The sequence below is a fragment of the Bacillus sp. FSL M7-0791 genome (assembly GCF_038627085.1).
Lineage (GTDB): Bacteria > Bacillota > Bacilli > Bacillales > Bacillaceae > Bacillus > Bacillus safensis.
In genome coordinates this window covers 972,488-996,208 of record NZ_CP152022.1, presented here as the reverse complement: position 1 = coordinate 996,208, position 23,721 = coordinate 972,488, and the positions used below count along the sequence as shown (strand labels likewise).

The 23,721-nt window shown below is 41.0% G+C and carries 26 protein-coding genes; 10 read left to right on the top strand and 16 right to left on the bottom strand.

Going from position 1 to position 23,721, the window contains the following annotated elements; translation table 11 throughout:
- Positions 1 to 114: 114 nt before the first annotated feature.
- The 4 genes from hemY to MHI08_RS04980 form a co-directional block, all read right to left on the bottom strand.
- Positions 115 to 1,527, bottom strand: a complete 1,413-nt coding sequence (gene hemY, locus MHI08_RS04995; RefSeq protein WP_041109984.1) for a protoporphyrinogen oxidase — start codon at positions 1,525 to 1,527, stop codon at positions 115 to 117.
- Positions 1,528 to 1,549: 22 nt separating this feature from the next.
- A complete protein-coding gene (hemH, locus tag MHI08_RS04990; protein ID WP_024426557.1) occupies positions 1,550 to 2,488 on the bottom strand; it encodes a ferrochelatase in 939 nt (312 codons plus the stop codon).
- A gap of 32 nt (positions 2,489 to 2,520) precedes the next feature.
- Positions 2,521 to 3,579: a uroporphyrinogen decarboxylase gene (gene hemE / locus MHI08_RS04985; RefSeq protein WP_041109981.1), complete on the bottom strand. Its 1,059-nt coding sequence runs from the start codon at positions 3,577 to 3,579 to the stop codon at positions 2,521 to 2,523.
- Between the two features lie 125 nt (positions 3,580 to 3,704).
- Positions 3,705 to 5,840, bottom strand: coding sequence for a PBP1A family penicillin-binding protein (locus MHI08_RS04980; protein WP_202739208.1), 2,136 nt, complete (start codon positions 5,838 to 5,840; stop codon positions 3,705 to 3,707).
- 127 nt (positions 5,841 to 5,967) lie between these two features.
- On the opposite strand from MHI08_RS04980, the gene MHI08_RS04975 reads away from it, so the two are divergent.
- The gene (locus tag MHI08_RS04975) at positions 5,968 to 6,453 is read left to right on the top strand and encodes an antibiotic biosynthesis monooxygenase (protein ID WP_024426559.1); all 486 of its coding nucleotides are present in this window, start codon (positions 5,968 to 5,970) and stop codon (positions 6,451 to 6,453) included.
- A 63-nt stretch (positions 6,454 to 6,516) separates the two neighbouring features.
- Here MHI08_RS04975 and MHI08_RS04970 read toward each other — a convergent pair whose 3' ends face one another.
- Positions 6,517 to 6,804: a hypothetical protein gene (locus MHI08_RS04970; protein WP_226015057.1), complete on the bottom strand. Its 288-nt coding sequence runs from the start codon at positions 6,802 to 6,804 to the stop codon at positions 6,517 to 6,519.
- A 148-nt stretch (positions 6,805 to 6,952) separates the two neighbouring features.
- On the opposite strand from MHI08_RS04970, the gene MHI08_RS04965 reads away from it, so the two are divergent.
- A complete protein-coding gene (locus tag MHI08_RS04965; RefSeq protein ID WP_202739209.1) occupies positions 6,953 to 8,140 on the top strand; it encodes a M20 family metallopeptidase in 1,188 nt (395 codons plus the stop codon).
- Between the two features lie 120 nt (positions 8,141 to 8,260).
- Here the strand turns inward: MHI08_RS04965 and MHI08_RS04960 are convergent, their stop codons facing one another.
- The 4 genes from MHI08_RS04960 to MHI08_RS04945 all read right to left on the bottom strand — a co-directional run bounded on the left by MHI08_RS04960 (position 8,261) and on the right by MHI08_RS04945 (position 12,415).
- Positions 8,261 to 9,613, bottom strand: coding sequence for an IS1182 family transposase (locus MHI08_RS04960; protein WP_342500048.1), 1,353 nt, complete (start codon positions 9,611 to 9,613; stop codon positions 8,261 to 8,263).
- Between the two features lie 95 nt (positions 9,614 to 9,708).
- Positions 9,709 to 10,416: an EcsC family protein gene (locus tag MHI08_RS04955; RefSeq protein ID WP_202739210.1), complete on the bottom strand. Its 708-nt coding sequence runs from the start codon at positions 10,414 to 10,416 to the stop codon at positions 9,709 to 9,711.
- Between the two features lie 45 nt (positions 10,417 to 10,461).
- Positions 10,462 to 11,682: an ABC transporter permease gene (locus MHI08_RS04950; protein WP_326350051.1), complete on the bottom strand. Its 1,221-nt coding sequence runs from the start codon at positions 11,680 to 11,682 to the stop codon at positions 10,462 to 10,464.
- Complete coding sequence (locus tag MHI08_RS04945; RefSeq protein ID WP_024426563.1) at positions 11,675 to 12,415, bottom strand: ABC transporter ATP-binding protein; 741 nt, start codon at positions 12,413 to 12,415, stop codon at positions 11,675 to 11,677. The genes MHI08_RS04950 and MHI08_RS04945 overlap by 8 nt, the downstream gene beginning before the upstream one ends.
- A gap of 486 nt (positions 12,416 to 12,901) precedes the next feature.
- Between MHI08_RS04945 and MHI08_RS04940 the strand changes: the two genes are divergently transcribed.
- From MHI08_RS04940 to MHI08_RS04930, 3 genes are all read left to right on the top strand, one after another.
- The gene (locus MHI08_RS04940; protein WP_024425457.1) at positions 12,902 to 13,330 is read left to right on the top strand and encodes an HIT family protein; all 429 of its coding nucleotides are present in this window, start codon (positions 12,902 to 12,904) and stop codon (positions 13,328 to 13,330) included.
- Positions 13,331 to 13,489: 159 nt separating this feature from the next.
- On the top strand, positions 13,490 to 14,569 hold the full coding sequence (serC, locus tag MHI08_RS04935) for a 3-phosphoserine/phosphohydroxythreonine transaminase (protein ID WP_076839436.1): 1,080 nt from the start codon (positions 13,490 to 13,492) through the stop codon (positions 14,567 to 14,569).
- Between the two features lie 127 nt (positions 14,570 to 14,696).
- Positions 14,697 to 15,215: a tryptophan transporter gene (locus MHI08_RS04930; RefSeq protein WP_024425455.1), complete on the top strand. Its 519-nt coding sequence runs from the start codon at positions 14,697 to 14,699 to the stop codon at positions 15,213 to 15,215.
- Between the two features lie 49 nt (positions 15,216 to 15,264).
- Here the strand turns inward: MHI08_RS04930 and MHI08_RS04925 are convergent, their stop codons facing one another.
- Entirely contained in the window at positions 15,265 to 15,456 is a 192-nt protein-coding gene (locus tag MHI08_RS04925) for a hypothetical protein (RefSeq protein ID WP_024425454.1), read from the bottom strand.
- 128 nt (positions 15,457 to 15,584) lie between these two features.
- Between MHI08_RS04925 and MHI08_RS04920 the strand changes: the two genes are divergently transcribed.
- Together MHI08_RS04920 and MHI08_RS04915 are read left to right on the top strand one after the other, a co-directional pair.
- Positions 15,585 to 15,941 carry a YtxH domain-containing protein gene (locus tag MHI08_RS04920; RefSeq protein WP_024425453.1) on the top strand — a complete coding sequence of 119 codons (357 nt, stop codon included), beginning with the start codon at positions 15,585 to 15,587 and terminating at the stop codon, positions 15,939 to 15,941.
- Between the two features lie 187 nt (positions 15,942 to 16,128).
- Complete coding sequence (locus tag MHI08_RS04915; RefSeq protein ID WP_024425452.1) at positions 16,129 to 16,749, top strand: HTH-type transcriptional regulator Hpr; 621 nt, start codon at positions 16,129 to 16,131, stop codon at positions 16,747 to 16,749.
- Here the strand turns inward: MHI08_RS04915 and MHI08_RS04910 are convergent.
- A complete protein-coding gene (locus tag MHI08_RS04910) occupies positions 16,727 to 17,071 on the bottom strand; it encodes a YhaI family protein (RefSeq protein ID WP_041109967.1) in 345 nt (114 codons plus the stop codon). The two genes, MHI08_RS04915 and MHI08_RS04910, sit on opposite strands and share 23 nt — an antisense overlap.
- A gap of 232 nt (positions 17,072 to 17,303) precedes the next feature.
- Here MHI08_RS04910 and MHI08_RS04905 point away from each other — a divergent pair, with 232 nt between their 5' ends.
- The gene (locus MHI08_RS04905) at positions 17,304 to 17,825 is read left to right on the top strand and encodes a DUF3267 domain-containing protein (protein WP_024425450.1); all 522 of its coding nucleotides are present in this window, start codon (positions 17,304 to 17,306) and stop codon (positions 17,823 to 17,825) included.
- Between the two features lie 82 nt (positions 17,826 to 17,907).
- Positions 17,908 to 18,093: a hypothetical protein gene (locus MHI08_RS04900; protein WP_072368131.1), complete on the top strand. Its 186-nt coding sequence runs from the start codon at positions 17,908 to 17,910 to the stop codon at positions 18,091 to 18,093.
- Between the two features lie 51 nt (positions 18,094 to 18,144).
- Here MHI08_RS04900 and MHI08_RS04895 read toward each other — a convergent pair whose 3' ends face one another.
- The gene (locus tag MHI08_RS04895) at positions 18,145 to 18,234 is read right to left on the bottom strand and encodes a YjcZ family sporulation protein (RefSeq protein ID WP_017360317.1); all 90 of its coding nucleotides are present in this window, start codon (positions 18,232 to 18,234) and stop codon (positions 18,145 to 18,147) included.
- 145 nt (positions 18,235 to 18,379) lie between these two features.
- Positions 18,380 to 18,466, bottom strand: a complete 87-nt coding sequence (locus tag MHI08_RS04890; RefSeq protein ID WP_008361129.1) for a YjcZ family sporulation protein — start codon at positions 18,464 to 18,466, stop codon at positions 18,380 to 18,382.
- A 161-nt stretch (positions 18,467 to 18,627) separates the two neighbouring features.
- Between MHI08_RS04890 and MHI08_RS04885 the strand changes: the two genes are divergently transcribed.
- Positions 18,628 to 19,512 (top strand): peptidylprolyl isomerase, encoded by an 885-nt coding sequence (locus MHI08_RS04885; protein WP_024425449.1) that lies wholly within the window; start codon positions 18,628 to 18,630, stop codon positions 19,510 to 19,512.
- Positions 19,513 to 19,564: 52 nt separating this feature from the next.
- Here MHI08_RS04885 and MHI08_RS04880 read toward each other — a convergent pair whose 3' ends face one another.
- The 3 genes from MHI08_RS04880 to MHI08_RS04870 all read right to left on the bottom strand — a co-directional run bounded on the left by MHI08_RS04880 (position 19,565) and on the right by MHI08_RS04870 (position 23,708).
- On the bottom strand, positions 19,565 to 19,795 hold the full coding sequence (locus MHI08_RS04880) for a sporulation YhaL family protein (protein WP_024425448.1): 231 nt from the start codon (positions 19,793 to 19,795) through the stop codon (positions 19,565 to 19,567).
- A 116-nt stretch (positions 19,796 to 19,911) separates the two neighbouring features.
- Positions 19,912 to 20,859 carry a 3'-5' exoribonuclease YhaM gene (yhaM, locus tag MHI08_RS04875; RefSeq protein ID WP_024425447.1) on the bottom strand — a complete coding sequence of 316 codons (948 nt, stop codon included), beginning with the start codon at positions 20,857 to 20,859 and terminating at the stop codon, positions 19,912 to 19,914.
- Between the two features lie 62 nt (positions 20,860 to 20,921).
- The gene (locus MHI08_RS04870; protein ID WP_087975649.1) at positions 20,922 to 23,708 is read right to left on the bottom strand and encodes an AAA family ATPase; all 2,787 of its coding nucleotides are present in this window, start codon (positions 23,706 to 23,708) and stop codon (positions 20,922 to 20,924) included.
- Positions 23,709 to 23,721: the final 13 nt, after the last annotated feature.

The following is a 23,721-nucleotide window of genomic DNA, read 5'->3' as shown; positions in this document are numbered from 1 at the left end:
ACCACATCCTTTTCTCCGGATGCAACAACTTTGTTCACTTTTATGATTCACAACTCTTTTTGAATGATTCGAACATGAAAAACTCCCTTTCCTTAATAGAAAAGGGAGTTTGTTTTATGAAAATAGATAAGATACAGCCTCTGAAATGGCAGCTTTTCCTTGATCAATACAATCAGGGATTCCGACACCTTCAAAAGCAGCACCTGTGATATAAACACCAGGATATGATTGCTTAAACGTTTCTCGCATGTTCGAAATGGCCTTTTGATGACCGACGTGATATTGCGGCATGCTCGTCTTCCAGCGAGTCACTGTCGTCAGTTCTGGATCTGCTTTAATATCCATAATTTTCTTCAAGTCCTCCAGCACAATGCTGACGATTTGATGGTCTGACTGTTCGACAATTGATTCGTCGCCAGCCTTCCCTACATAAGCACGCAATAGCGTTTTTCCTTTAGGAGCTGTATGCGGCCATTTTTTGTTCGTCCACGTACAGGCTGTAATAGAGAAATCACTGTTTCTTGAGATGACAAAACCAGTGCCGTCATATTCATTATGAACATCCTCTTCTTTAAAACCGAGTGCAACCGTTGCAACAGAAGTAGATGTCATATCATGCAAGTACTCAAGCCCCGCTTCTTTTGGAAACATGGAATAGATCGATTGATGCGGAGTTGTCACAATGGCTGAATCAGCAAAAAGCGTTTGACCGCTGTCTAACTGCACACCGTAGCCCCCATCTGTTTTTTCAATCTGCTTCACTTTTGTCCCTTTATAAATCGTTGTCAGCTTGAGCTTGCCTTCTACTGCTTCAACAAGCGCTTGCAGTCCTTGATTGATCGTTTGGAACTGCCCTTGTTTTTTCGCTGTCACTTGCTGCGCTTTCGCATGCTGCTGTGATTTTTTCATCCCAAGAATCAAACTGCGATGCTTTTGTTCTGTTTGATAAAACTGCGGGAAGGTGGACATTAAGCTGAGACGGTCAATGTCACCTGCATAAATGCCTGATAGAAGAGGTTCGATTAAATTCTCAACTACTTCATCACCGACACGTCTTCTAAAAAATTCACCGAGCGACTGATCTTCTGTTTGTTTGCTTTTTGGCAAGACGAAATCCATTGCGGCTCTCGCTTTTCCTGCAACTGAAAAAAGACCGGTTGTGATGAATGGGCTGATTTGAGTTGGAATACCCATGACAGCGCCTTTTGGCATCGGGTGAAGGGTTTCATTAACTAGTACATATGCCTGCCCTGTTTCATTATTGACGAGCTGATCTGCGAGCCCCACATCCTTCGCCAGCTGCGGTCCACTGACCTTTCTTTCTAAAAATGAATCAGGTCCACGTTCAATGATGTAGCCGTCTTTATATAATGTTTGGATTTTTCCACCTAGCCTAGGGCTCGCTTCAATAAGAGATATTTGAATGGGAAGACCTTTTTCTTCGACTTCCTTTTCCAAATAGAAGGCGGCGGCTAAACCAGTGATGCCACCGCCAATGATGACAAGGTGTTTTTGATTGTCATGCATAGGATCGCCTTCTTTTATATAATTACTTGCTTTCGTCAAGCTTCTTTAATACGACAGTTGCGAGAGCATCAATAAATGCTGGTTTCGCATTTGGCATTTCTGGACGATAGTAGGCTGCACCGATTTCATCTGTCACGACTTTACATTCATAATCGTTGTCGTATAACACTTCAAGATGGTCAGCGACAAACCCCACAGGCACATATACGAACGTTTTATAGCCTTTTTGTTCGAATAGATCCCGTGTTAAGTCTTGAACGTCTGGTCCAAGCCATGGATCAGGCGTGTTGCCTTCGCTTTGCCAGCCAATTTCATAATGTTCAATTCCTGCACCTTCTGCAATCATTTTGGCAGATTGTGCGAGCTGATCAGGATATGGATCTCCTGCTGCAATAATTTTTTCAGGAAGGCTGTGTGCAGACACAATGAGTACGGCTGATTCTCTTTCCTCTTCACTCATCGATGCATACGTATCCTTCACTTGTTTCACCCAATAGTCCACAAACTTCGGCTCATCGTACCAGCTTTCCACAGACGTAATCTTCAGATTACCAAGCTTGTCTGCCTCATCTTGTGCACGCTTGTTATACGATTTCACGCTAAAGGTTGAAAAATGCGGCGCAAGAACAATACTCACTGCTTCTGTGATGCCGTCCTTGTGCATCTCTGCAACTGCATCCTCAATGAACGGCTCAATATGCTTTAAGCCAATGTAGACATGAAATTCAATGTCGTCTTGGATGTCGTTCAAATGATCACACAAACCATTTGCCTGCTGTTCGGTAATTTTTGATAAAGGAGAAATACCGCCGATTGCCTTGTAGCGATCCTTCAAATCTTGCAGCATCTCTGGCTCCGGCTTTCTGCCTCTGCGGATATGTGTATAATAACGCTCAATATCTTCTTCTTTATATGGGGTGCCATATGCCATGACAAGAAGTCCCATTTTCTTTTTCTCCACAACCAACACTCCTTCAGATCATTTGAAATAGTTTAGATGGATGATTCTTTATGTTTCGCTGAATAATCGTGAATAAAATCTGTCAGCTTCTTTAACGTATCTGGTGAAACATCAGGAAATACCCCATGACCTAAGTTAAAGATAAAGTGATCTGATTTCATTCCTTGATCTAAAATATCTTTTGCTCTCTTTTCAATGACTTCCCAAGGAGCAAGTAAGATGGTTGGATCGAGGTTCCCCTGTAACGTTTTTGTGAGCCCTTCTTTTCTTGCTTCGTCTACACTCATACGCCAATCCAGTCCAACCACATCAAGCGGCAGGTCATGCCAATCTTTCGCTAAATGGCTTGCACCAACTCCATACATGATCATTGGGACGTTTTCAGACTTCAGCTCTGTGAAAATTCGCTGCATGACAGGCTTAATGAATGTCCGGTAATCTGCTGCATTTAAAGCGCCAACCCATGAGTCGAAAATTTGAAATGCACTGATCCCGGCCTTTACCTGCGCACGTATGTACGTGATCGTCATATCAGCTAACTTGTTCATGAGCAGCATCCACGCCTCAGGATCACTGTACATCAGCGCCTTTGTTTTATGATAATTTTTAGATGGACCGCCTTCAATCATATAGCTTGCCATCGTAAATGGTGCGCCAGCAAAACCGATAAGCGGAACATTCAGCTGCTCCTTCGTTAAAAGCTGAATGGTATCAAGCACATATGGCAGGTCTTCTTCAGGATGAAGTTCCCCAAGACGTTCAATATCTGCTTTAGATCGAATCGGTGCATCAATCACAGGTCCAATTCCATTTTTAATTTCTACGTCCACTCCAATAGCCGGAAGCGGGGTCATAATATCTTTATATAAAATAGCGGCATCTACACCATATTGTTCTACAGGAAGTCTTGTTACATAAGCACATAACTCTGGCTGATGCGTAATTTCAAATAGCCCGTATTTTTCTTTAAGGGCACGATATTCAGGCTGTGAGCGTCCTGCCTGTCTCATATACCAAACTGGTACATGGTCTGTTTTTTCCCCTTTACACGCCTTTAAGAACGTGTCATTAAAAACCTTCGTTTTTCCCATTACCTTTCATTCCACCTTTCGCCTTATACTCTCTTTTTGTACAAGGCTCAAACCTGCTTTTACTATACCGTTTTTTCAAGGCACGGTATACTAAAGCGGCTCAATGTTCAAAAAATCGCCGAATATTAACGTCCAAAAGCCTCTGGCTTGACATATGGACTGCCTTCTCCTTCTTCTTGCGTTTGGGTATTATATGGAACAACCTTATACTCTGCATTTGAAAATACATTGGCATACGGCATTGTATAGCTGTCCACGCCTGTCACTGTGTCGATCAGCGTCTCGCTTCCATTTCTCTTTTCATAGATGCGGTATTCAATGCGTTTATCCTCCTGATTGTCCCAAGACAGCTCTAATGTAAACAAGCCTTTGATTTTAAACGCATAGCGGGCTTCAAATCCTGATAATCCCTCTAAATGGATGGGCGACTCGAGCTCTTTAATCCCCTCTGGTTTTTCAAACGTTTCATTGGTGATTTGAGCTGCTGTTAAAATATCTTTAAACAGCTGCACAGGGTATTGACTGCCTCCAGTTAAATAGTGGCTGTTATCGGTTTTGTCATACCCCATCCAAATTGCACCCGTTGTACTAGGCGTATAGCCGGCAAACCAAGCATCCTTTGTTGCACCTTTCACACCTGAATATGTGGTCGTACCTGTCTTACCTGCTAAATCTCCAGCGTATGAACCGCTCTGGGCTGTTCCGCCCTTGACGACTTGCTGGAGCATTCTTGTCATATTCCAAGCATTCTGCACACTAAATACTCGTTCTTGCTGATTACGATTCTTTTCTACAGTTTCTCCTTCATCATTGGTGATTTTCTGAATGAAGAAAGGCTTTTTATATACGCCTTCATTTGCAAATGTATGAAAGGCTCCAGCGATCTGTAATGGAGAAACTCCTTTTTCTAAACCGCCAAGCGCAATAGCTAAGCCTTTATCCGAGATATCTATCCCCATTTTCTCGAGATATGATTTCGACATATCAATGCCCAGCTGGCTTAATGTCCACACAGCAGCGGTATTTTTACTTTTCATGAGGGCTTCCACCATTGTGACCCTGCCTTCATACTGCCCATCGTAATTCTTAGGTGAATAGCCGTCATAGCTTTTTTCTTTGTCTTCAAGCAGTGAATAAGGTCTGAATTTTTTCTCCTGCATTGCCGGACCGTAGACTGCGATCGGCTTAAAAACAGATCCCGGTTGCCTAACAGCTGTCACCCTGTTGTAACCTCTTGCCTGATATTCTCGTCCACCGATGGCTGCTTTCACTCCACCAGACTCGTTATCAATGAATACGGCGCTGCCTTCCGGAGAACCGCTTTTTCCCGGGAAATAACGGTTGTTCTTCATCGCATCATAAGCGGTTTTTTGCAGATTCATATCAATCGGAACCGTAATGGTATAGCCGCCTTGAAGCAATTGTTCATGTGAAATGGCATACTCTGACTCTGCTTCTTTAATGATGAGATCAACATAACTGTCCACCCAAGGCGTTTCTGATTTCTTTTTCAAATGAATGCCTAGTGTTCTCCCTTTTGCTTCTACTGTTTCTGTTGAAGACAAATATCCTTGTTCGTTCATTAAATTCAGGATGGTGTCCCGCCTCTGTTTATTTTTATCAGGGTGTAAAACAGGCGAGTAAGAAGATGGTGCCTTTGGCATCGCAGCGAGTGTGGCACCTTCGCTGACCGTTAAATCTTTGACATCCTTACTAAAATAATAATTGGCTGCTGCCTGAATACCATAAACACCATGGCCAAAGTAAAGCTGATTCAAATACATCTCTAGCAGCTTATCCTTTGAATAATCTCTCTCTAAATTAATGGCAATAATGACTTCTTTCGTTTTTCGAAGAAAGGTTTTGTCATTTGTGAGAAAAATATTTTTTGCGAGCTGCTGGGTAATTGTACTGCCGCCCTCTACCTTCCCTCCTGCTAATATATCTCGATAAACCGCCCTTGAAATAGACTGTGCATCAATTCCGTGATGCTCATAAAAACGCTTGTCCTCGACAGCCACAAAAGCTTTTGCTACTTTATCGGGCACCTCTTTTAATGAAACAGGGTCCCGATTTTCTGAATACATGCTTGTGAGTTCTTTTCCATTCTGATCAATGATTTTGGAGGAAGCATGAAAAACAAGCTTCTTTTCATCTATGACATAATGTCCTAAAAATAAAATCGTCAGATAGCCAATAAATGAGAGTACAATTGTACTTCCTGCAATGACTAATGGAATGATTATCTTCTTTTTCTTCAAATTAGGTCACCTCATTCCTTTATACGGATAGTATGGGATGTATTGCTTCATAATATGTTTTATGGATTGACTGCCAAAGAATTATATATCATTCTTTTGTTATACTATCAAGCAGGAGGCGGTTTAGATGAATTTCTATATTACATATGGAACAGCAGATTTTTTGCATAAAATCGCAAAAAAACACCATCTGGAAAATCTGCTTTATATGGTCGGAAAAGAACAAGCAGCTCTTTTTCATGAAACGGAGGGTGAGACTGTATTTAAAGCCCCTCATGCCTATGATGTGATTTATGCGAAAGGCGAGCTTGTCCAATCTGGTTTCGTCACCTTGAATCATATCCCTGTTAAGCTTGAAAGCAGAGCACTGTTTGAATCCACCTTTCAGAAAAAGACGAACATCTCAGAACATCAGCGCGGCTTCCAGGCTATTCGCGTGTTAAGACCTAAAAAAGATGAAGAAGTTTATTTGATTTTGACACTTTGGGAATCAGAGGACTTATTTCAAGACTTTCAAGAATCAGAAGCATTCTTTCAGCCACACGAGGATACAGGCTCCATTTTCTCTCGTCCAGCTTACCTCACATCCTACCATGCCGTCACAGACAATTAAGGAAGTGCTGCTCTAGCACTTCTTTTTTTCATCAAAAAAAGCCCAGTCGCTGGGCTCTTCATTTTATGAGCTTGATTTCAGCTCGTACCTATGAATGATCGGCTGAAGCACATAGAAATTTAGCAATATCCAACCTAATAAGATCGGCCACTTCAACATAGGTGAAGCACCTTTCAATTGAATCAGCAGCACCAATAGTGGAATCAAGCAGATCATGAAAAAACTCATTTTTGAGACAAATGTTTCTTTGATTTGATGCCGGCAGCTTGGACACATCATCATTTTCGTATGTGATAAATGAAATTTTTCGACGAAAGAAAATGTTTTTGAACAATTTGGACAGCTTCCCAACGCTACTCCTCCCTTTCCCTGCTTCATATCCACTTCGACTTTTATGTAAAATGACCTTTTGATACTGACCACGAAATCCTCTTCTGTTGAAAGATTCTAACAATTACCATACAATCAGTAAAAGAGCATGAAGGAGGTTTTCGATTCAATGACAATATCCACTTTACAAAAAAGCATCAATGAACGTCTTGATGAACATTATGAGGAAATGGTTGAAATTAGACGCCATCTCCATATGAATCCTGAACTTTCTTTTCAGGAAGAAGAAACAGCCGCTTTCATCGCCAGCTACTATGATACATTACAAATACCTACGCGCACCAAGGTGGGCGGTCATGGCGTACTCGCTTTTATTGAAGGAGCTTCTCCGGGACCAACCATTGCCCTCAGAGCTGATTTTGATGCACTTCCCATCCACGATGAAAAAGATGTACCTTACAAATCAACAAAGCCTGGTGTGATGCATGCGTGCGGTCACGATGGGCATACTGCGACACTTCTTGTATTAGCTAAAATTTTGCATACGCATCGTGATCAATTAAAAGGGAAGATCGTCCTCATTCATCAGCATGCCGAGGAATATGCTCCCGGCGGTGCAAAACCAATGATTGAAGACGGCTGTTTAGACGGTGTCGATGTGATATTCGGTACGCACCTTTGGTCTTCAGAGCCTTGTGGCACGATTCTTTATAAAAGCGGGAACTTTATGGCAGCGGCGGATCGTTTCTCCATTCAAGTCCAAGGGAAAGGCGGACACGGCGCCCAGCCTCATTTAACAAAAGATGCCGTACTCATCGGTTCACAAATCGTCGCAAACCTGCAGCAAGTCGTTGCACGTAAAGTCAATCCAATTGATTCTGCTGTTGTTTCTGTTGGAGGTTTTGTAGCGGAGAATGCCTTTAACGTTATTGCAGACTCAGCTGTTTTAACTGGTACTGCACGATCCTTTGAAGAAAATGCACGGCATATCATCGAACGAGAAATTGAACAGGTGGTAAAAGGGGTATGCCAGATGCATGATGCTGCCTACACATATGAATACGTCAGAGGATACCCTGCTGTCAAAAACCATCCAAAGCCGACTGAATATATTGCTGGCATCGCAAACCAGACAGAAGGTGTCACAGAAGTAAAAGAAGCGGAAACCCAAATGGGCGGAGAAGACTTTGCTTACTACCTTCAGCATGTCCCTGGTACCTTCTTCTACACAGGCGCCATGCCCGAAAACAGCCAAGACGTGTATCCACATCATCATCCAAAGTTTGATATCAACGAAAAAGCAATGCCTATCGCAGCAAAGGTACTCGCTAACGCCGTTCTTTCCTACAATGAATAAAAAAAAAGCCGCTGTCATCAGCGGCTCAGATTGTAGAGAAACTTATGTTTTTCTACAATCTTTTTTATTTTAGGTGTAAATATGATGAAATAATTTAATAGAAAAAAGCCTCCCACACACCTAGCCTAGCTTCGCTAGGTGTGTGGCAATCTTCTTCATGTTCTGACAGGCAGCTGTAAGAAGAACTTGCTCACTCACGTTTTGTTTTCCCCTCAACCGGCAGTAGCGAAGCCCGTGCAGTTGTTTTGAATCTGCAAAGCTTCGCTCTATTTTTTCTTTTCTTTTTTTATATAGCTCTTTTCCAGAAGCAGACAGACGATTTTCTCTGATCTTTTCTTTGTGTTCCTCCCATACATGTCTTGAGATCACTTTTTGATGTTTTTTCGATCTTGTACAGTTCTCAAGGAAAGGACACGATACGCATTTTTTAGGGTCTGATTTGTAGAATCTATAACCTTTTCGATCAGTTGTTGTATATAATAGCTTCTCACCATTTGGGCATATGTAATGATCATGTTCAGAATCATAATGAAATTTCCACTTCTCAAATAATCCTCTTGTTGGATGAAAGCGTCTATGAGAGATAACACCAAAGATACGGCGATCCGATAAACCTTTACAGATAGGAGTAGTCAAATAACCAGAATCAAGGGCAACAGCTTCTACTTGAAAACCAAATCGGGCGATTTGGTGATCCAATCGATCGAGATACGGAACAGAATCATGGATATTGCCTGGCGTGACATGAGCATCCGTGATGATATTGTACTTCATATCCGTTGTACGGTGGTCTAGGTAGAAAAAGCCTTCCGGTTTGTTTTCACGATAAAGATAGCCACTTTCAGGATCAGTCGTACTTTGGCGTATGTCTTTTTCCGTTTTCACCTCCTCTTTTACCTTTAAGGGCTTTTTTCCGTGTGCCACCCGATCTTCTTGGATCGCTTCTTCTAAATCATTTATATAGTTCTGGGTATCTTGTTCAATCGTTTTTCTCGTATATTTATGTTTATTGGCATTGGCTTTAAGATGAGTTGAATCAGTAAAAAGAACGCGACCTCCTACCATATCATGATTGATGGCTTGAAGCACAATTTCATCAAAGATATCTTGAAAAATCGTTGTATCTTTGAATCGAGTCCGACGATTCCAGCTAATGGTCGAGTGATGAGGAACGGGATCATTGATGTTCAAACCTAAAAACCATCTATACGCCATGTTATAGTAAATTTCTTTTTCAAGTTGTCTTTCAGAACGGATACCATACAGGTATCCGATAAACATCATTTTGAACAAAATAAGTGGATCAAGAGAAGGACGACCTTTATTCTCGCTATAATACGGTTTTACTTTATCTACGATAAATGAAAAATCAATGTACCGATCAATTTTACGAAGCAGATGATCCTCTTCGACCAGTTGATCTAGCAATACAAATTCGGCTTCGTGCTGAGAAGAATTTCTAGTGTGAAACATGAGAAAAAACACCTTCCTTCAGTATGCTTTTCTCTATTATAAAATGGGGGAATGGAAACTTTAAGGAAAAAATAAGGCTGTCATCAGCGGCTTTTCTATTTCATTTCTTTCAATATTCGCAAGTGAAACACATGGCGTGCAACCTCTCCGAGCTGTCCTGTCAGCTGATGATTTGCCACCCCGCCAACAGCGGCTCCGACGATCGGCATTAATTGAAACAGCTTTACAAGATCAATGTAATCTCGATACTCCTGCTGAAAGCTGTACCAATCCATTTCCTTGCGGCTCGTTTCCCAATCATCTATGATCTTCATCATTTTTTGACGATGGGCACTGCTGGAAAAGGCGAGTTGAAATATGCAGAGCAAAAAGAGTCTTTCCTCCTTTTGAGATAAATCAAAGCCATAAATACACGCCAGCTCATAAAGGCATTTCATCTTTATGCTCAGCAGCAGCGGAAAGTCTGCCATTCCGAGGAATAAACCGCCTGCACCTGTTCCAACCCCTTCGATAGCAGCCGCCTTTTGGTAATACTTCACTTTATCCTTTGCCAGTTCATTTCGTTCTACAATAGATAATTGTTCATCAATCACTGAAAATGAAGTAAAGTGTGATCCTGATACGGTGGATTCAACCATTGTTTTGACTGCACTTGTGATGACTTGATGAAACCTGGCAGGAATTCGGCGGTTCACCTGCTGCTGAACTCCTTTTGAAAACCGTTCGATCTTTGAAGGTTTTCTTAAAAAACGTGTTTGAAAAAGAATGGCTTCTTCATACAACTCCCGTTCAGCTGCATTCATCCGGTCCCCTCCTTGATGTCATCATACGCTCGCTGTAATCTCCACTTATCTCATCTTTTTTAACCTGCTTTGCACGTAAGGCTTAAAGAGGACAAGCACAAATGCTAAAGAAATGAGAAAGGCAAGTCCGCTTCCCTGCCAGCCTCCTGCTGGAAGTAGCGCACAGCTCAGCAATATCGATTGGATGATGAGCACATTACGGACGAGAACAAAAAAGCTTCGATCCTTTTCTTTTTGAGAAACTGGATAGAGTGCCTGTAATGAAAGATGAGCAAAGTGCTTCGTTAACGGCACAAGCTGTACACCTGTGATAAATACTGTGAACAAGACTAGTAACGCACCCACCCAGCCTGCTGCACCTGTATACAAAATAATCAGGACAAACACAGCCGTTAATCTAAACACGAGACCAAAATAGTCATTTGAGCGTACAAACGCCCTCACATACATATAAGAAAAAGTTTTACGCTGATCGTAAGGAACAAACTTCAAAATCCAGTCCATGTATGCTCTTCTTTTCACCTGTTTCTTTAAGTGAGGCACATCTGTAAATAAGTTTGCCAAACGATAAAAGCGCTGCTTCCGTTTTAATTCATCAGAAATATGCATTTCCCATTGAAAGGGCTGTTTTTTCACTGCATTTGTTAAGTAGACGAGATAGACACCATAGATAAGATAAAAAACGATTGCAATCGCATAGGCTGCCTGTAAAACGGTGTAAATCAACATCATATTTAATAGAAAACGAAGGGCTGCATCGAGCCATCTCACGTGTTTTCCTTGAAAATAAGTCATTCTCCATTGAATGGCTGTATTCAGGCCCTTTATTAAGATCATTTGCGCCAATATCAGCACATACTCCGTGATGCCTCCTGAAGACACCGCCGAATAAAGCGGAAGTGCGACAATGGATACAGCAATGAGAGGAAACAGCTGAGAAATGAAGCTAAAGTTAAACGCCTGTTTTAAGTAAGGCTCCATCTTCCCTTCCAAAGGAAGCAAAAACACGAGATCGGCTTCTTTAATCAACGTACGTACGTATGAGCTTGTAAGTACCAATGAGAAAACAACTGCCATCACCCAGTAGGATGGGAAGTGAGCCGGAATATGTTTGAGCCAGTTGCTGTACCAGCTTGCTCCGCCTGCAAGGAAAAAAATGAGCACAATGACAAGATGATCGTTGAACATGTATTTTAAGTATTTTCTTGTTTCTTGTATGTGTTCCTCTAATCTTGATTTCCAGATAGTAAGCGTTGTTTTACTCATAGCTTTCTTCCTTTGTTAATTCCAAATAAAGATCATCGAGTGTCGCATCTCTCATATCGAACTGTTCTCTCAGCTCTGCCAGTGTTCCTTTCGCTCTGATTTCCCCTTCGTGCAAAATAATGAAGGAATCACAATAGCGCTCAGCTGTCGCTAAAATATGCGTTGACATCAGGACACTAGCGCCGCTTTTCTTCGCAGCATTCATCCGTTCAAGCAGTGCATTGATTGCAAGAGGATCAAGCCCTAAAAACGGTTCATCGATGATATACAGCTCTGGTTCCACAAGGAATGCACACATAATCATGACTTTCTGCTTCATTCCTTTTGAAAAATGAGCAGGGAACCATTTCAGCCTTTTCTCCATTCGAAATTCTTTCAGCAACGATGGCAGGCGTTCGTCTAATTGTTCCTTTGATAGACCGTAAGCCATCGCTGTCAGCTCTAAATGCTCTTTTAACGTTAATTCTTCATATAAAACAGGTGTTTCAGGAATAAACGTAAATTGTGAACGATACGCCTCTTGGTCGTCTTGAAGGGTTCGTCCATTTAATTCAATGACACCTTTATGCGGTTTCATGAGCCCGATAATATGTCGGATGGTTGTACTTTTCCCCGCCCCGTTTAAGCCAATGAGACCGACGATTTGATTTCTTTCTAATTCAAATGAAATATTTTTTAGAACGGGATTCTTCGTATATCCGCCCGTTACATCTTTTACAGTGAGAAGGGACATGAATTCGTTCCTTTCTTTCTTTTTTCCTTTATAGTAACAAAAACGAATGATAATTTGAAATGTTTACCTATAGACGAGTCATGAATAAAAAATAGGCGCCTTGGTCATCATAATGTATGTAGAAGAAATGAACTTGATGACCAATAAGTAAATGAGGTGTTTGTTAAAGGCAAAGAACCGCATGACAAGTTGGTTTTTCATCTAAAAACCTTAGCTTCTGTTTTGCTTCACTGATTCTTGATTTTTGTGTCCTATACAATATGTATACGACAAACCAAAACGTCAAATGAGGTGTTTACGGCAGAAATAGCAGGCACGTGAATTCTTTATTTCAATAAATAGAGAATTCAAAAGGCATTCGAATGAAAGCATCAGCATTTCTTCTGCAGGAGCAGGATGAGCGACCAAAGGAGTTCGCTTGTCCTGTTTTCTTTTTTGCTTCTTTTTGTGATACGATAAAGGAAAAATAATGAGGAGTGACATGGCGTGAGCGACTGCATTTTTTGCAAGATCATTGATGGAGACATTCCATGTGCAAAAGTATATGAAGACGAGCATGTATTGGCTTTTCTTGATATCAGCCAAGTAACAAAAGGACATACCCTTGTAATTCCGAAAATACATAAAGAAAACATCTATGAGATGACACCAGAAGTGTCTAACCACTACTTCCAAGCGATTCCGAAAATTGCAAGGGCGATCAAACAGGAATTTGAACCAATCGGGTTAAACCTCCTGAACAACAACGGTGAAAAAGCCGGTCAATCGGTGTTCCATTACCATATGCACATCATTCCGCGCTACGGAAAAGGCGATGGCTTTGGTGCCGTATGGAAATCACATCAAGATCAATACACGTCAGAGGATTTAAAAGACATTTCCTCTGCCATCCACACGCGGCTTACCTCATCTTAACAGATGAGGTTTTTCTTATTTTTACCCCTTTTCATCGCTTCCTTCTCTTAATAGTAAGATATTTTGAACGATTCAAATTTTTTGTCCAAATGCTTCAAATTTGTGATAGGATGGTTTTATCTTTTGATCCATTAACGCGAGAAATAGGGAGAGATTGTGATGAAGCGAACAACGAATTTTAATGCTGGTCCGGCGGCATTGCCGCTAGAAGTGCTTCAAAAAGCACAGGAAGAACTTGTTGATTTTAAACAAACTGGGATGTCTGTGATGGAGCTTTCTCATCGCAGCGGTGAATATGAAGAAGTCCACAATAAAGCAAAAGCGCTTTTGATGGAGTTGATGGACATTCCAGAAGATTATGAAGTCCTCTTTTTACAAGGCGGAGCTAGTCTTCAATTTGCGATGATTCCTATGAACTTCTTACATAAAGGCGAAACAGCTCATTTCATTCAAACAGGCGCTTGGTCAGAAAAAGCATTGTCAGAAGCAAAAGGGTTTGGTCAGACATCTGTGCTTGCTTCAAGTGAAGATGACAACTACTCGTATATTCCAGAAGTAGATGCTTCCGGTTTAACAGATGGTGCTTACTTACACATCACATCGAACAATACGATCTTCGGTACCCAGTGGAAAACGTTCCCGAACACGTCACTCCCGCTCATTGCGGATATGTCCAGTGATATTCTCAGCAAAAAAATAGACGTTTCTTCATTTGATCTCATCTATGCTGGGGCACAAAAAAACCTAGGACCTTCAGGTATCACGATTGTGATTGCGCGCAAACGTTTATTAGAGAAAGAGAAAAGCAGCACGCCGAAAATATTAAAATATTCAACACACGCAAAAGCCAATTCTCTTTATCATACACCACCGACTTTTGCGATTTATATGCTGTCACTTGTCCTTGAGCATGTCAAACAAGCTGGCGGTGTAGAAGCAGCGGAAAAACGCAATGAACAAAAAGCAGGTATTCTCTATGATACCATTGATCAAAGCGGCGGTTTTTATCAAGGACATGCGCGCGCTGACAGCCGTTCGCATATGAATGTCACCTTTACTCTTCGCGATGATGCACTTACTTCTTCCTTTGTGGAAAAAGCAAAGCAAGAGCAAATGGTTGGACTTGCCGGCCACCGTTCTGTCGGTGGATGCAGAGCATCTATTTACAATGCGGTCTCAATTGAAGACTGCCAAAAGCTTGCGGACTTTATGAAAAAGTTCCAGCAAGAAAATGAGTAAAAAGGCTTTTCTATAGGGAAATAAATTTGTTATAATAACGAGAAATATAAAGTCATGACTCTTGCAATAAATGATGAGCCATATTATTGGAGAGTCCTATAAGAGCTTAGCAGAGGAGAGCATAGAAATGAAAACAAAAGAATTAGTGATTATGTCATTGCTTGCAGCAATGGGAGCTGTCTTGCATACGATTTTCCCGCCCATCTTTTTTGGAATGAAACCTGACATGATGCTGGTCATGATGTTTTTAAGCATCATCCTTTTCCCAAAGGTACAGCATGTTGTCGTAATTGCGCTAGTGACTGGCGTGATTTCTGCATTAACAACGGGATTCCCAGGCGGACAAATTCCGAATATGATTGATAAGCCAGTGACAGCCTTTATCTTCTTAGCCCTTTTCTTATCTTGCTTGAAGATAAAGAACAAAGTGGTGCTGACCGCTGTGTTAACTGCGATTGGAACCATCGTATCCGGCGTGATTTTCTTATCTGCCGCTTTATTGATCACTGGACTGCCAGCTGCATTACCGGCACTTCTTGTGGGTGTTGTCCTGCCAGCAGCCGTGATTAATACCATTGCTATGGTATTTGTCTTCCCAATTGCTCAGTCCATTCTGAGACGTGCAAGAATGATAGAAGTTGCTTAACGAATAACCGAACCTCTTCATGATAGATGAAGAGGTTTTTTTCATGCTTTTATAAAAGAAAAAGGGTCAGCAGCAAAATGAGGAGCGAAATTCCTGCACCAGCCGCACACACAAGTGCTTTTTGCTTTAAAACATGTTTTGGCGGATAAGACCCTGCATACCCAAGCTGTCTTGCATAATGAATAGAACCACCTGTAAAAACGATGACGATACACATAAAAACGAACAGAAAGACAGACAACCTTCTCCCCTCCCTTTTCTTCAAAAGTATGCTAAAATAAAGCAAGCTATGTATGGAAGTTCAATGAAGCTGATCGTCAGCTCAGAGAGAACATGCGAATGTGTAAAATTTGACTAGAGGTGATTTGAATGGCTAGTGGACGTTCTTTATTAACAGGATTATTTGTAGGCGGTCTCCTCGGAGGTGCGGCAGTGCTCCTGACGACTCCCTCTTCTGGCAGAGATGTGCGCGGAAAAGTGAAAGACGGCTATGACAAATTCGAAGATACGCTGACAAAATTAAAAAGAGATGGACAAGCTTTAAAAGAGCAAATTGTGGAAACAGCAAAAGAAAGCGCAGAGGTGATTAAAGAAGTCGGGTCTGAATTGCAAACATCGATTCAGCAATGGCGCGAAGAAATCAAACCTCATCAGCAGGACTTACAAAAGGAAATTCAGGAAATTGAGGAAAAGCTCAAACAACTGGAGAAAACCTTACAAAACTAATATACTCACAAAAAAATATTCGTTTACAAAAGTGTGCGGGGTGCGTATCCCGCACTTTTTTTGTTGAAAAAAGGTTATTTTGACAATGTTTTTCATGACTTTTAAAAATTCTTGAATTTTCAGCTTTATTAATCTTTATTTTATTGGCATAATAGAATTACAAGAAAAAGAGAAGTAGGTGAAATGGATGAATCATTCGGAACAGCCTTTCGATGTAAAAGAAGCACTTTTATTCAGTCAAAGAATGGCCCAATTGAGCAAAGCTCTTTGGAAATCCATTGAAAAGGACTGGCAGCAGTGGATCAAACCGTATAACCTAAATATCAATGAACATCATATTTTGTGGATTGCGTATCAATTAAAAGGAGCTTCAATATCAGAAATTGCAAAGTTTGGCGTCATGCATGTATCAACGGCGTTTAACTTCTCCAAGAAACTGGAGGAACGAGGATTTTTAAAATTTTCTAAAAAGTTAAACGATAAGCGCAATACGTATATTGAGCTAACGCCAAAAGGCGAAGAGACATTCCATAAACTACTCGAAGATTATGACCCGGCCCGAACTGGTATTGTCAAAGGCGCACAGCCGCTTCATGACATTTACGGAAAGTTCCCTGAGATTTTAGAAATGATGTGTATCATCCGAAACATTTATGGTGAGGATTTCATGGAGATTTTTGAGAAATCGTTTTCAAACATTGAGAAGGACTTTTTGAATGAGCAAGGAAAAGTCACAAAAAAGACTGAGGAACTCGAAAACTCAGCTGAGGCAGCAGAAAAAGCGTCTAAAACAAATCAAATTGTTTAATGATCTTTATAAATTCATTCATTAGCGGCTGAAAGAGCCCTTGATCATGCAAAGCAAATATCGTCTCATGAACATCCAGCTTTTCAATTAACTGTCCCGCAAAGAGCGCAAGGAGATCGTCAAACATGACGTAGCCTTGTGCTTTTTGCTTATCCATTTCCTCTGAAAGCTCAGCACAAATACGCTCAATTTCCTCTGCCTCTTCTTTCGATACACGCTGCCTGATCAATAACGCATAATATGGATAACGGCTCATATCGGTTGCCGTCAATAAAAGTTCCATATAATATTCAAGCTGGCTCATTCGTTCCTCAATACTCATGTACGTTCCCTCTTTCTCTTAGTCCTTCTATTTTAGCCGAAATTACTCATTGACGAAAGAGACGAACCTCCCCCTTCAGTTCTTTTTTCTTGAAAAATCCAAAGTTTCCTCTCTTTATTCCATATGAAGGCACCATTTTATTTTTTTTCATCAAAACCATTGATTTTTATCCTCAGGAAGAGTAAATTATCTTGAGATATTCAATTCGATTTTTAGATTGGAAGGATGAAAAATGAATTGTTGGAAGACCATTAATCTTGAAAAGGATTATGGTTATACGAGAATGATGATTTCTGCCATAAGTCTTGCTATCCTTTTTTTCATTATGGCATTTTTATGTTTTCAACTGACTCATCCTGAAACGAGGCTAAGCAGCCATAACGCACCGCTTTTTGCCGTGCTCTTACTTGTGACATTGCTTGTCCACCGTGTGGTTCACTTGATCCCAGTGATGAAAAATAAGAAAAAAATGACGCTATTGATGAAACGAAATTGCTGGCAGCGCGTGCCTAAGAAAGTGATGCTTTTTTCACTTCTCAGCCCGTTTTGTGTCATCTCACCGGTTTACTTTGTGTTAGGCGTGGCGTTTCCTATGTACGCACACTATTTTATCATCATCGCTAGTATACATGCAGGCTATTGTTTGCCTGACTTTTTATTTGCATGGAAGCTGCTCAAAGCACCTAAATCCTGCATCATCGATCAAGCTCAAGACGAGTTTGATATTTTAGTTGACCAAACTTCCTCATCATGAGGTTTTTAAAGCCAACTTCTATCTTTTTCATAAAAAATTTGGTAATGTAGTATGGGAATAGCATAGAGAGGGGGGATCTCCGATAGTTTTATTTTACTTCATCGTCTTTGCCGCGTTTATTGTGTATTCAATAAACAGGCTTACTAATACATTATGCCTTGTCAGAGAGATTCCTGAAGAACGGCAAGATAAGGTGTTTCGCTTTATCAATGTATCGATACTGATCTTACTTATCTCATCATTTGTTGAAATTACCATTTCCATTTAAGATCAAAGCAAAAGCTGCCAGTTTGAGGGCAGCTTTTTGTGTATATTTGAATTAGCAAATCCAAGATGCACCGATGATGATCAATAAAATGAATAATACGACGACTAGTGCAAAACCGCCAGCAAAGACTTCTCCTCCCATGTGAAAACACCTCCTGCCAGTTCTTCCTCTGTTCTAAGCTCAGTGTATGCAGAAAAATAAAAAACGTTTAGGCACCTGTCATCGTTTGAAAAAAGAACCGCCCTCACGCACGGCAGGACGGCTCCCTTCTGTCACAGCGATTTAATTAGTAAAGATATGCTGCACCAACGATGATCAGCAAAATGAATAGCACGACCAATAAAGCAAACCCATTAGAATATCCTGCTCCCATATAATTCAGCCTCCTTTTTGTGATCACTATATGTGTATGTCGCTCGCAATTTTTTGACTAGACGAATGCCCTTCCATTTGCATTTCTTTTTACAGCGTGTCACAATATGTTATGATACAAGCAATGATAAATAAATTGGAAAGATTAGGAGTGTTTTTTGAATGAAAAAAATGGCTTTAGCAGCTGTAACAGCAGTAAGTGTTTTAACTCTTGGCGCATGCAGTAGCGGTGATAAAGATGTGATCGCCACAACGAAATCAGGAGATGTCACAAAAGGAGAACTTTATACAACTCTTAAGAAACAAGCAGGTGGAGATGCTCTAAACCTACTTGTTCAACAAAAGGTTCTTGCTGACAAATACAAAGTATCTGATAAAGAAATTGATAAGAAATTGGAAGAATATAAAAAGACACTTGGTGAAGATCGTTTAAAACAGCTTCAAGATGAATTCGGTAAAGATTACATCAAAGATCAAGTGAAATATGAGCTGCTGACTCAAAAGGCTGCCAAAGCTAACATCAAAATCACTGATAAAGAAGTAAAATCGTATTACGATGACCTTAAAGGAAAAATCCGTGCAAGCCACATTTTAGTAGCTGATAAGAAAACAGCTGACGAAGTGGAAAAGAAATTAGATAAAGGTGAAAAATGGGATTCCCTTGTCTCTGAATATTCAACTGATACTGCTTCAGCAGCACAAGGCGGCGATGTAGGCTGGTTCGCAAAAGAAGGCCAAATGGACGAGAACTTCAGCAAAGCAGCTTTCAAACTAAAAGTAAATGAAATCAGCAAGCCAGTAAAATCCCAATTCGGCTACCATATCATTAAAAAGACTGAAGAACGCGGTAAATATGATGACATGAAAGCGGACTTGAAAAAAGAACTGCTTGACCAAAAACAAGCAGACACAAATGAAATCCAAAACATCTTAAACAAATTAGTAAAAGATGCTGATGTGAAAGTAAAAGATAAAGAGCTTCAAAAAACGTTCAAAGAAAAATCTGAACAGCCTGCACAAAATCAGCAGACACAACAGAACCAGTAATCACAAAAAACCCCTCTGCCGTCATCGTGCAGAGGGGTTTTGTATGACGAGATTAAGCAATTGAATGATCTTCATGTGCCGCAGTATCCTGTGATCTTTTCACCTGCTGATTCTGGCGTCTGCGCTCTCTTTCCTGTTCCATTCGCTCGATAAAAATTTCTCCTTCCTTTTCAATAAAGGATTGATCAATTTCTTGCTCCTCTTTGGCTGTTGTCATTAATTTATACGCACAGAAAATAATGCCGATAATACATGCATACACCCACCACGGAAAAAACAACATTTTTTCATCGCCTCCTTTTCTTAAGGACATTCCTCTCTTCCTTTGTGTTACATGCTTATGCGAAAAGAAGACAAGTTATGAAAAAAACGCCCGCATAAACGGACGTTTTGACATGATTATTCGTGATGGAAGGTTGGTTTATAAAACGAACGATTCTCAAGTGCAAAAATACGTTCTGTATATTCTCCTGGTTTCACATGCTCAAGCGCACGATCCATCATGTTCATTTTCGCATCTAAATTATCAATATAGTGGAGAATTTCAGCTTCTTTCACCATTGGTGGTTTCGGGCTGCCCCATTCCCCTTTTCCATGATGACTCAGGACTAAGTGCTGTAAAATGAGAATTTCCTCAGAATCAATGCTAAGCTCTTCCGCAGCTTTCGCAATTTCTGTCACCATAATGGAAATGTGGCCAATTAAATTCCCTTCCACCGTATATGTCGTGGAGACTGGACCCGAAAGCTCTTTGACTTTCCCTAAATCATGAAGAATGATGCCTGAATATAAAAGATCTCGATCTAGTGATGGATATAAGTCAACAATGGATTTTGCTAAATGCAGCATGGACACAACGTGGTAAGCGAGTCCAGAGACAAATTCGTGATGATTTTTTGTCGCTGCCGGATAATCAGCAAATTCCTGTCCATATTTCTTTAGCAGATGCCTTGTAACACGCTGAATATTAGGGTTTTTCATATCAAAGATATATTGCATAATCGTATCCATCATATCGTGTTTTGGAATAGGAGCTGTTTCGAGAAAGTCATCAATTCGAATTTGCTCGTTTTCAGCAACAGGGCGTATATTCCTAAGCTTCAGCTGATTCCTCCCGCGATAATGATGAATGTCGCCTACTACCTTCACGATGGTTTGCGGGCCGTAGGTGATTTCATCATTCTGCTTTGCATCCCATAGTTTCGCCTCAATATCTCCACTTTGATCTTGAAGAATGAGCGTTAAAAATGGTTTGCCATTACTTGCAATCCCTTTAGTAGATGATTTAATTAATAAATGCAGGTCAACTTGTTCGCCGACATCATAGGTCATGATCCCTTTAGCCATTCAATAAAAGCTCCTTCCATGTTTCTGCTCATATAAGTATAACATAAGTCATTATTTGTCAATCATTCAACTGCTAAACTCGTAATCTGTCCATCTTCTGCTGCCTGCATCATATGCTGATGACAGGTAAAATAAAACAGCTGTGTTTCATAACGCGTGAGTTCATTCATCAACTCCAGCACTCTTCCTAGACGAACATGATCAAAATGAACGAAGCTGTCATCCATCATAAACGGAAGCTGACATTCCTGCTGATGAGACAAGGCGAGTGCAAAACGAATGGCCAGATAGACTTGTTCACATGTTGCTTGCGAGAGCTCTTCTGGGCGGAATATTCGTCCGTCCATCCTTTTCACGATCAGCCGGTCATCCTCGGGTGAAAATAAAATGGCTTCATATCGATCATTCGTTAACGGCTGAATAAAGCGGGAAGCTGTTTGCAGCAGTGCTGGCAGCCTTTTTTCTTTATGTTCATTCAATTTTTCTCGAATGACGGAGCGAACAAGCTGAACCGCCGCCCATTTTTTCGCAAGGTGCTTTGCATGCTCCTGCTCAACTGAAAGCTGATGAGTCAAATCAGACACCGTACCTGAAGCTTCTATTTGCCGGATTTCCACTGCTCGTTCTGCCAGACGTTTTTCCATTTTCGCCGCATTCGATTGTATGTTATTCAGGTGCTGCTTTGCTTCCGCACACTCTTCTTCAAGCAGACGCAATCCTTTACGAACAATCGATTCTTCCTCATCAAAGCAGCCGCTTCTATGCAGCTCTTGATTCAGCTGCTGCAAATGGGAAAGCCGCTCCCGATATTCTTTCGATAGATGGGAAAGAATTTGATAATCTTTTTTGGACTCTGCCTCTACTTGACGAAAAAGCGCGTCCATTTGTTTTTCGTAATAGTCAATTTCCCCTTCTAGTGTCGTGATCTGCTGTTTCACATGTTGAATCGATACATCCAATGTCTGACGTTCTTTTTCTCTTTTCGCCTCATCTTTCAACATCTCTTGAAAGGCCGAGATGTTCTCTTGAATGGTGCCTTCCTTTCGTTGCAGAAGACTGCTTAACGCTTCCACCCTTTGCTCATAATTGGATTGCTGGCCGGCAAGCTCGTCTATTTCCCGGCTAAGCTCCTCATATCCCGCTGTATTCGTTTTTAATTGCTTCAGGATAAGGAAGGCTTCTACTAGGAAAGAAAGCTCTGAGGACAAGCCCAGCTGTCTTTTCTTTTCCTCTACTTGCTGCTGGACAGGTTCCAGCTCCTGCTCCCAGTCTTCATATTGCCGGATGATCCTTTCGTACAAAAGCTCCTTCTGCCTCACAAGCGTTTCAGCTGAAGCTGCCTGCACTTGGAAGGAATCGAATGTTCCCCTGCCGCTTCCGTGTTTCACCTGTGTCGATTTCAAAAATGGGTAAATAGCAAAGAAGACAAAAACAGAAAACCCTGCAAATAAGAAAGTAACCCACCACTCTGTTAAAAAGAAAAGGACAAGCAGAAATGCAGCATCAAATATCACCATCACAGGAAATAACCACGCCCGGGAATGAACCCGTTTCTCTTTTGTTCTTGTTTCCCCAGCTTCCACTGAACTGTGCGATTTGGCCTGCTGTTCCTTTAATCCTTTTAAAGCGGTTTCCGCTTCTTCCAGCTCATGTCTTGCATGATCAAACCGGTCATCCAGCTGTGCCTTTCTGTCCATTAAACGAACGTATTGGCTGACAGCCTCCTTTAATTCCCACTCAAATTCAAGGGAGTCGTCAATCTGATCAAGCTTGACTGAACGCTGCCACTTTAGCTTCGCTGCGGCTTCGTCCATTTTTTGTTTCACTGAATCACGTTCTGCTTTACATTCAGCTAAGCGGTTTTTGACACGTTCAGCATGAGAAGATTCATCAACAACACGCTTCATCTCCAGTAATGTATCCTTGTCATAAAGCGGTTGAACTTGTGCCAGCGAGGTTTGCAAATGATCTAATTTTTGCTTTAGTGCAGTCATTTGAGCCTTTTTCGGGTGAAGGTGTGATTCTAATTTATCCAATTCATGCTCTGTTTCTGCTCTAAAGCGTTTGACTCGTTCTGGATAACGGGCTAATTCTTTTTTTAACTCCATCTTCTTCTCTATCATGGGATAAAGTCGAATGTGTTCGTTTAACTGCTGAATCTGTTCTTCTGTCTGCTTCATTTCCTTTTGAAGCGCTGCGATCGTCTCTATTAATTCAGAATGCTCCCGTTTTTTTTCTGTATAACGGCCTTCTGCCAATCTAGCTTGTTTCAGCTGTGCAGCCAGCTCTTTTAAACGATCAAGCTGCTGGTTTAATTCCGGCTTGCGTCCATTTGGTTTAAACAGCTGCTCCTGCCGCTTAAGCAGCCTGCTATCCATCTTGGAGGCAGCATCTGAGCCAAATAAACTTGAGAAAAGGAGAAATTCACCGATTTGATCTTCGTTTAAGGCTTGGACATTTTGCAGACCAAACACATCAAATGAATAGATTGATTGGAATAATCTGCGATCTGTTCCCTTTAAAAGAGTTCGTAGAAATGCTTCATCTTTCACTTCACCATTCGGTAAAAACACCTGTGCTTGACCGCCTCGATCGGACGATCTCTCAATGTGAATGACACCTAACTCCTCATCTAAGCAAGTGAGGGAGCCGCCATAGAAAGATCCTTGTTTCGGCTTGTATATCTTGTTTTTTGAAAAACCAAATAACATCGATTCAATAAACGCCTTCAATGTCGTTTTCCCCGATTCATTCAGGCCGTAAACTAGCTGAAAACCGTCATCAGAAAAGTGAAAGGTTCGATTTGAAAATTTCCCGAAATTCGCTATATGGAGTGAACGTATTTTCATCATACCTCTCCTT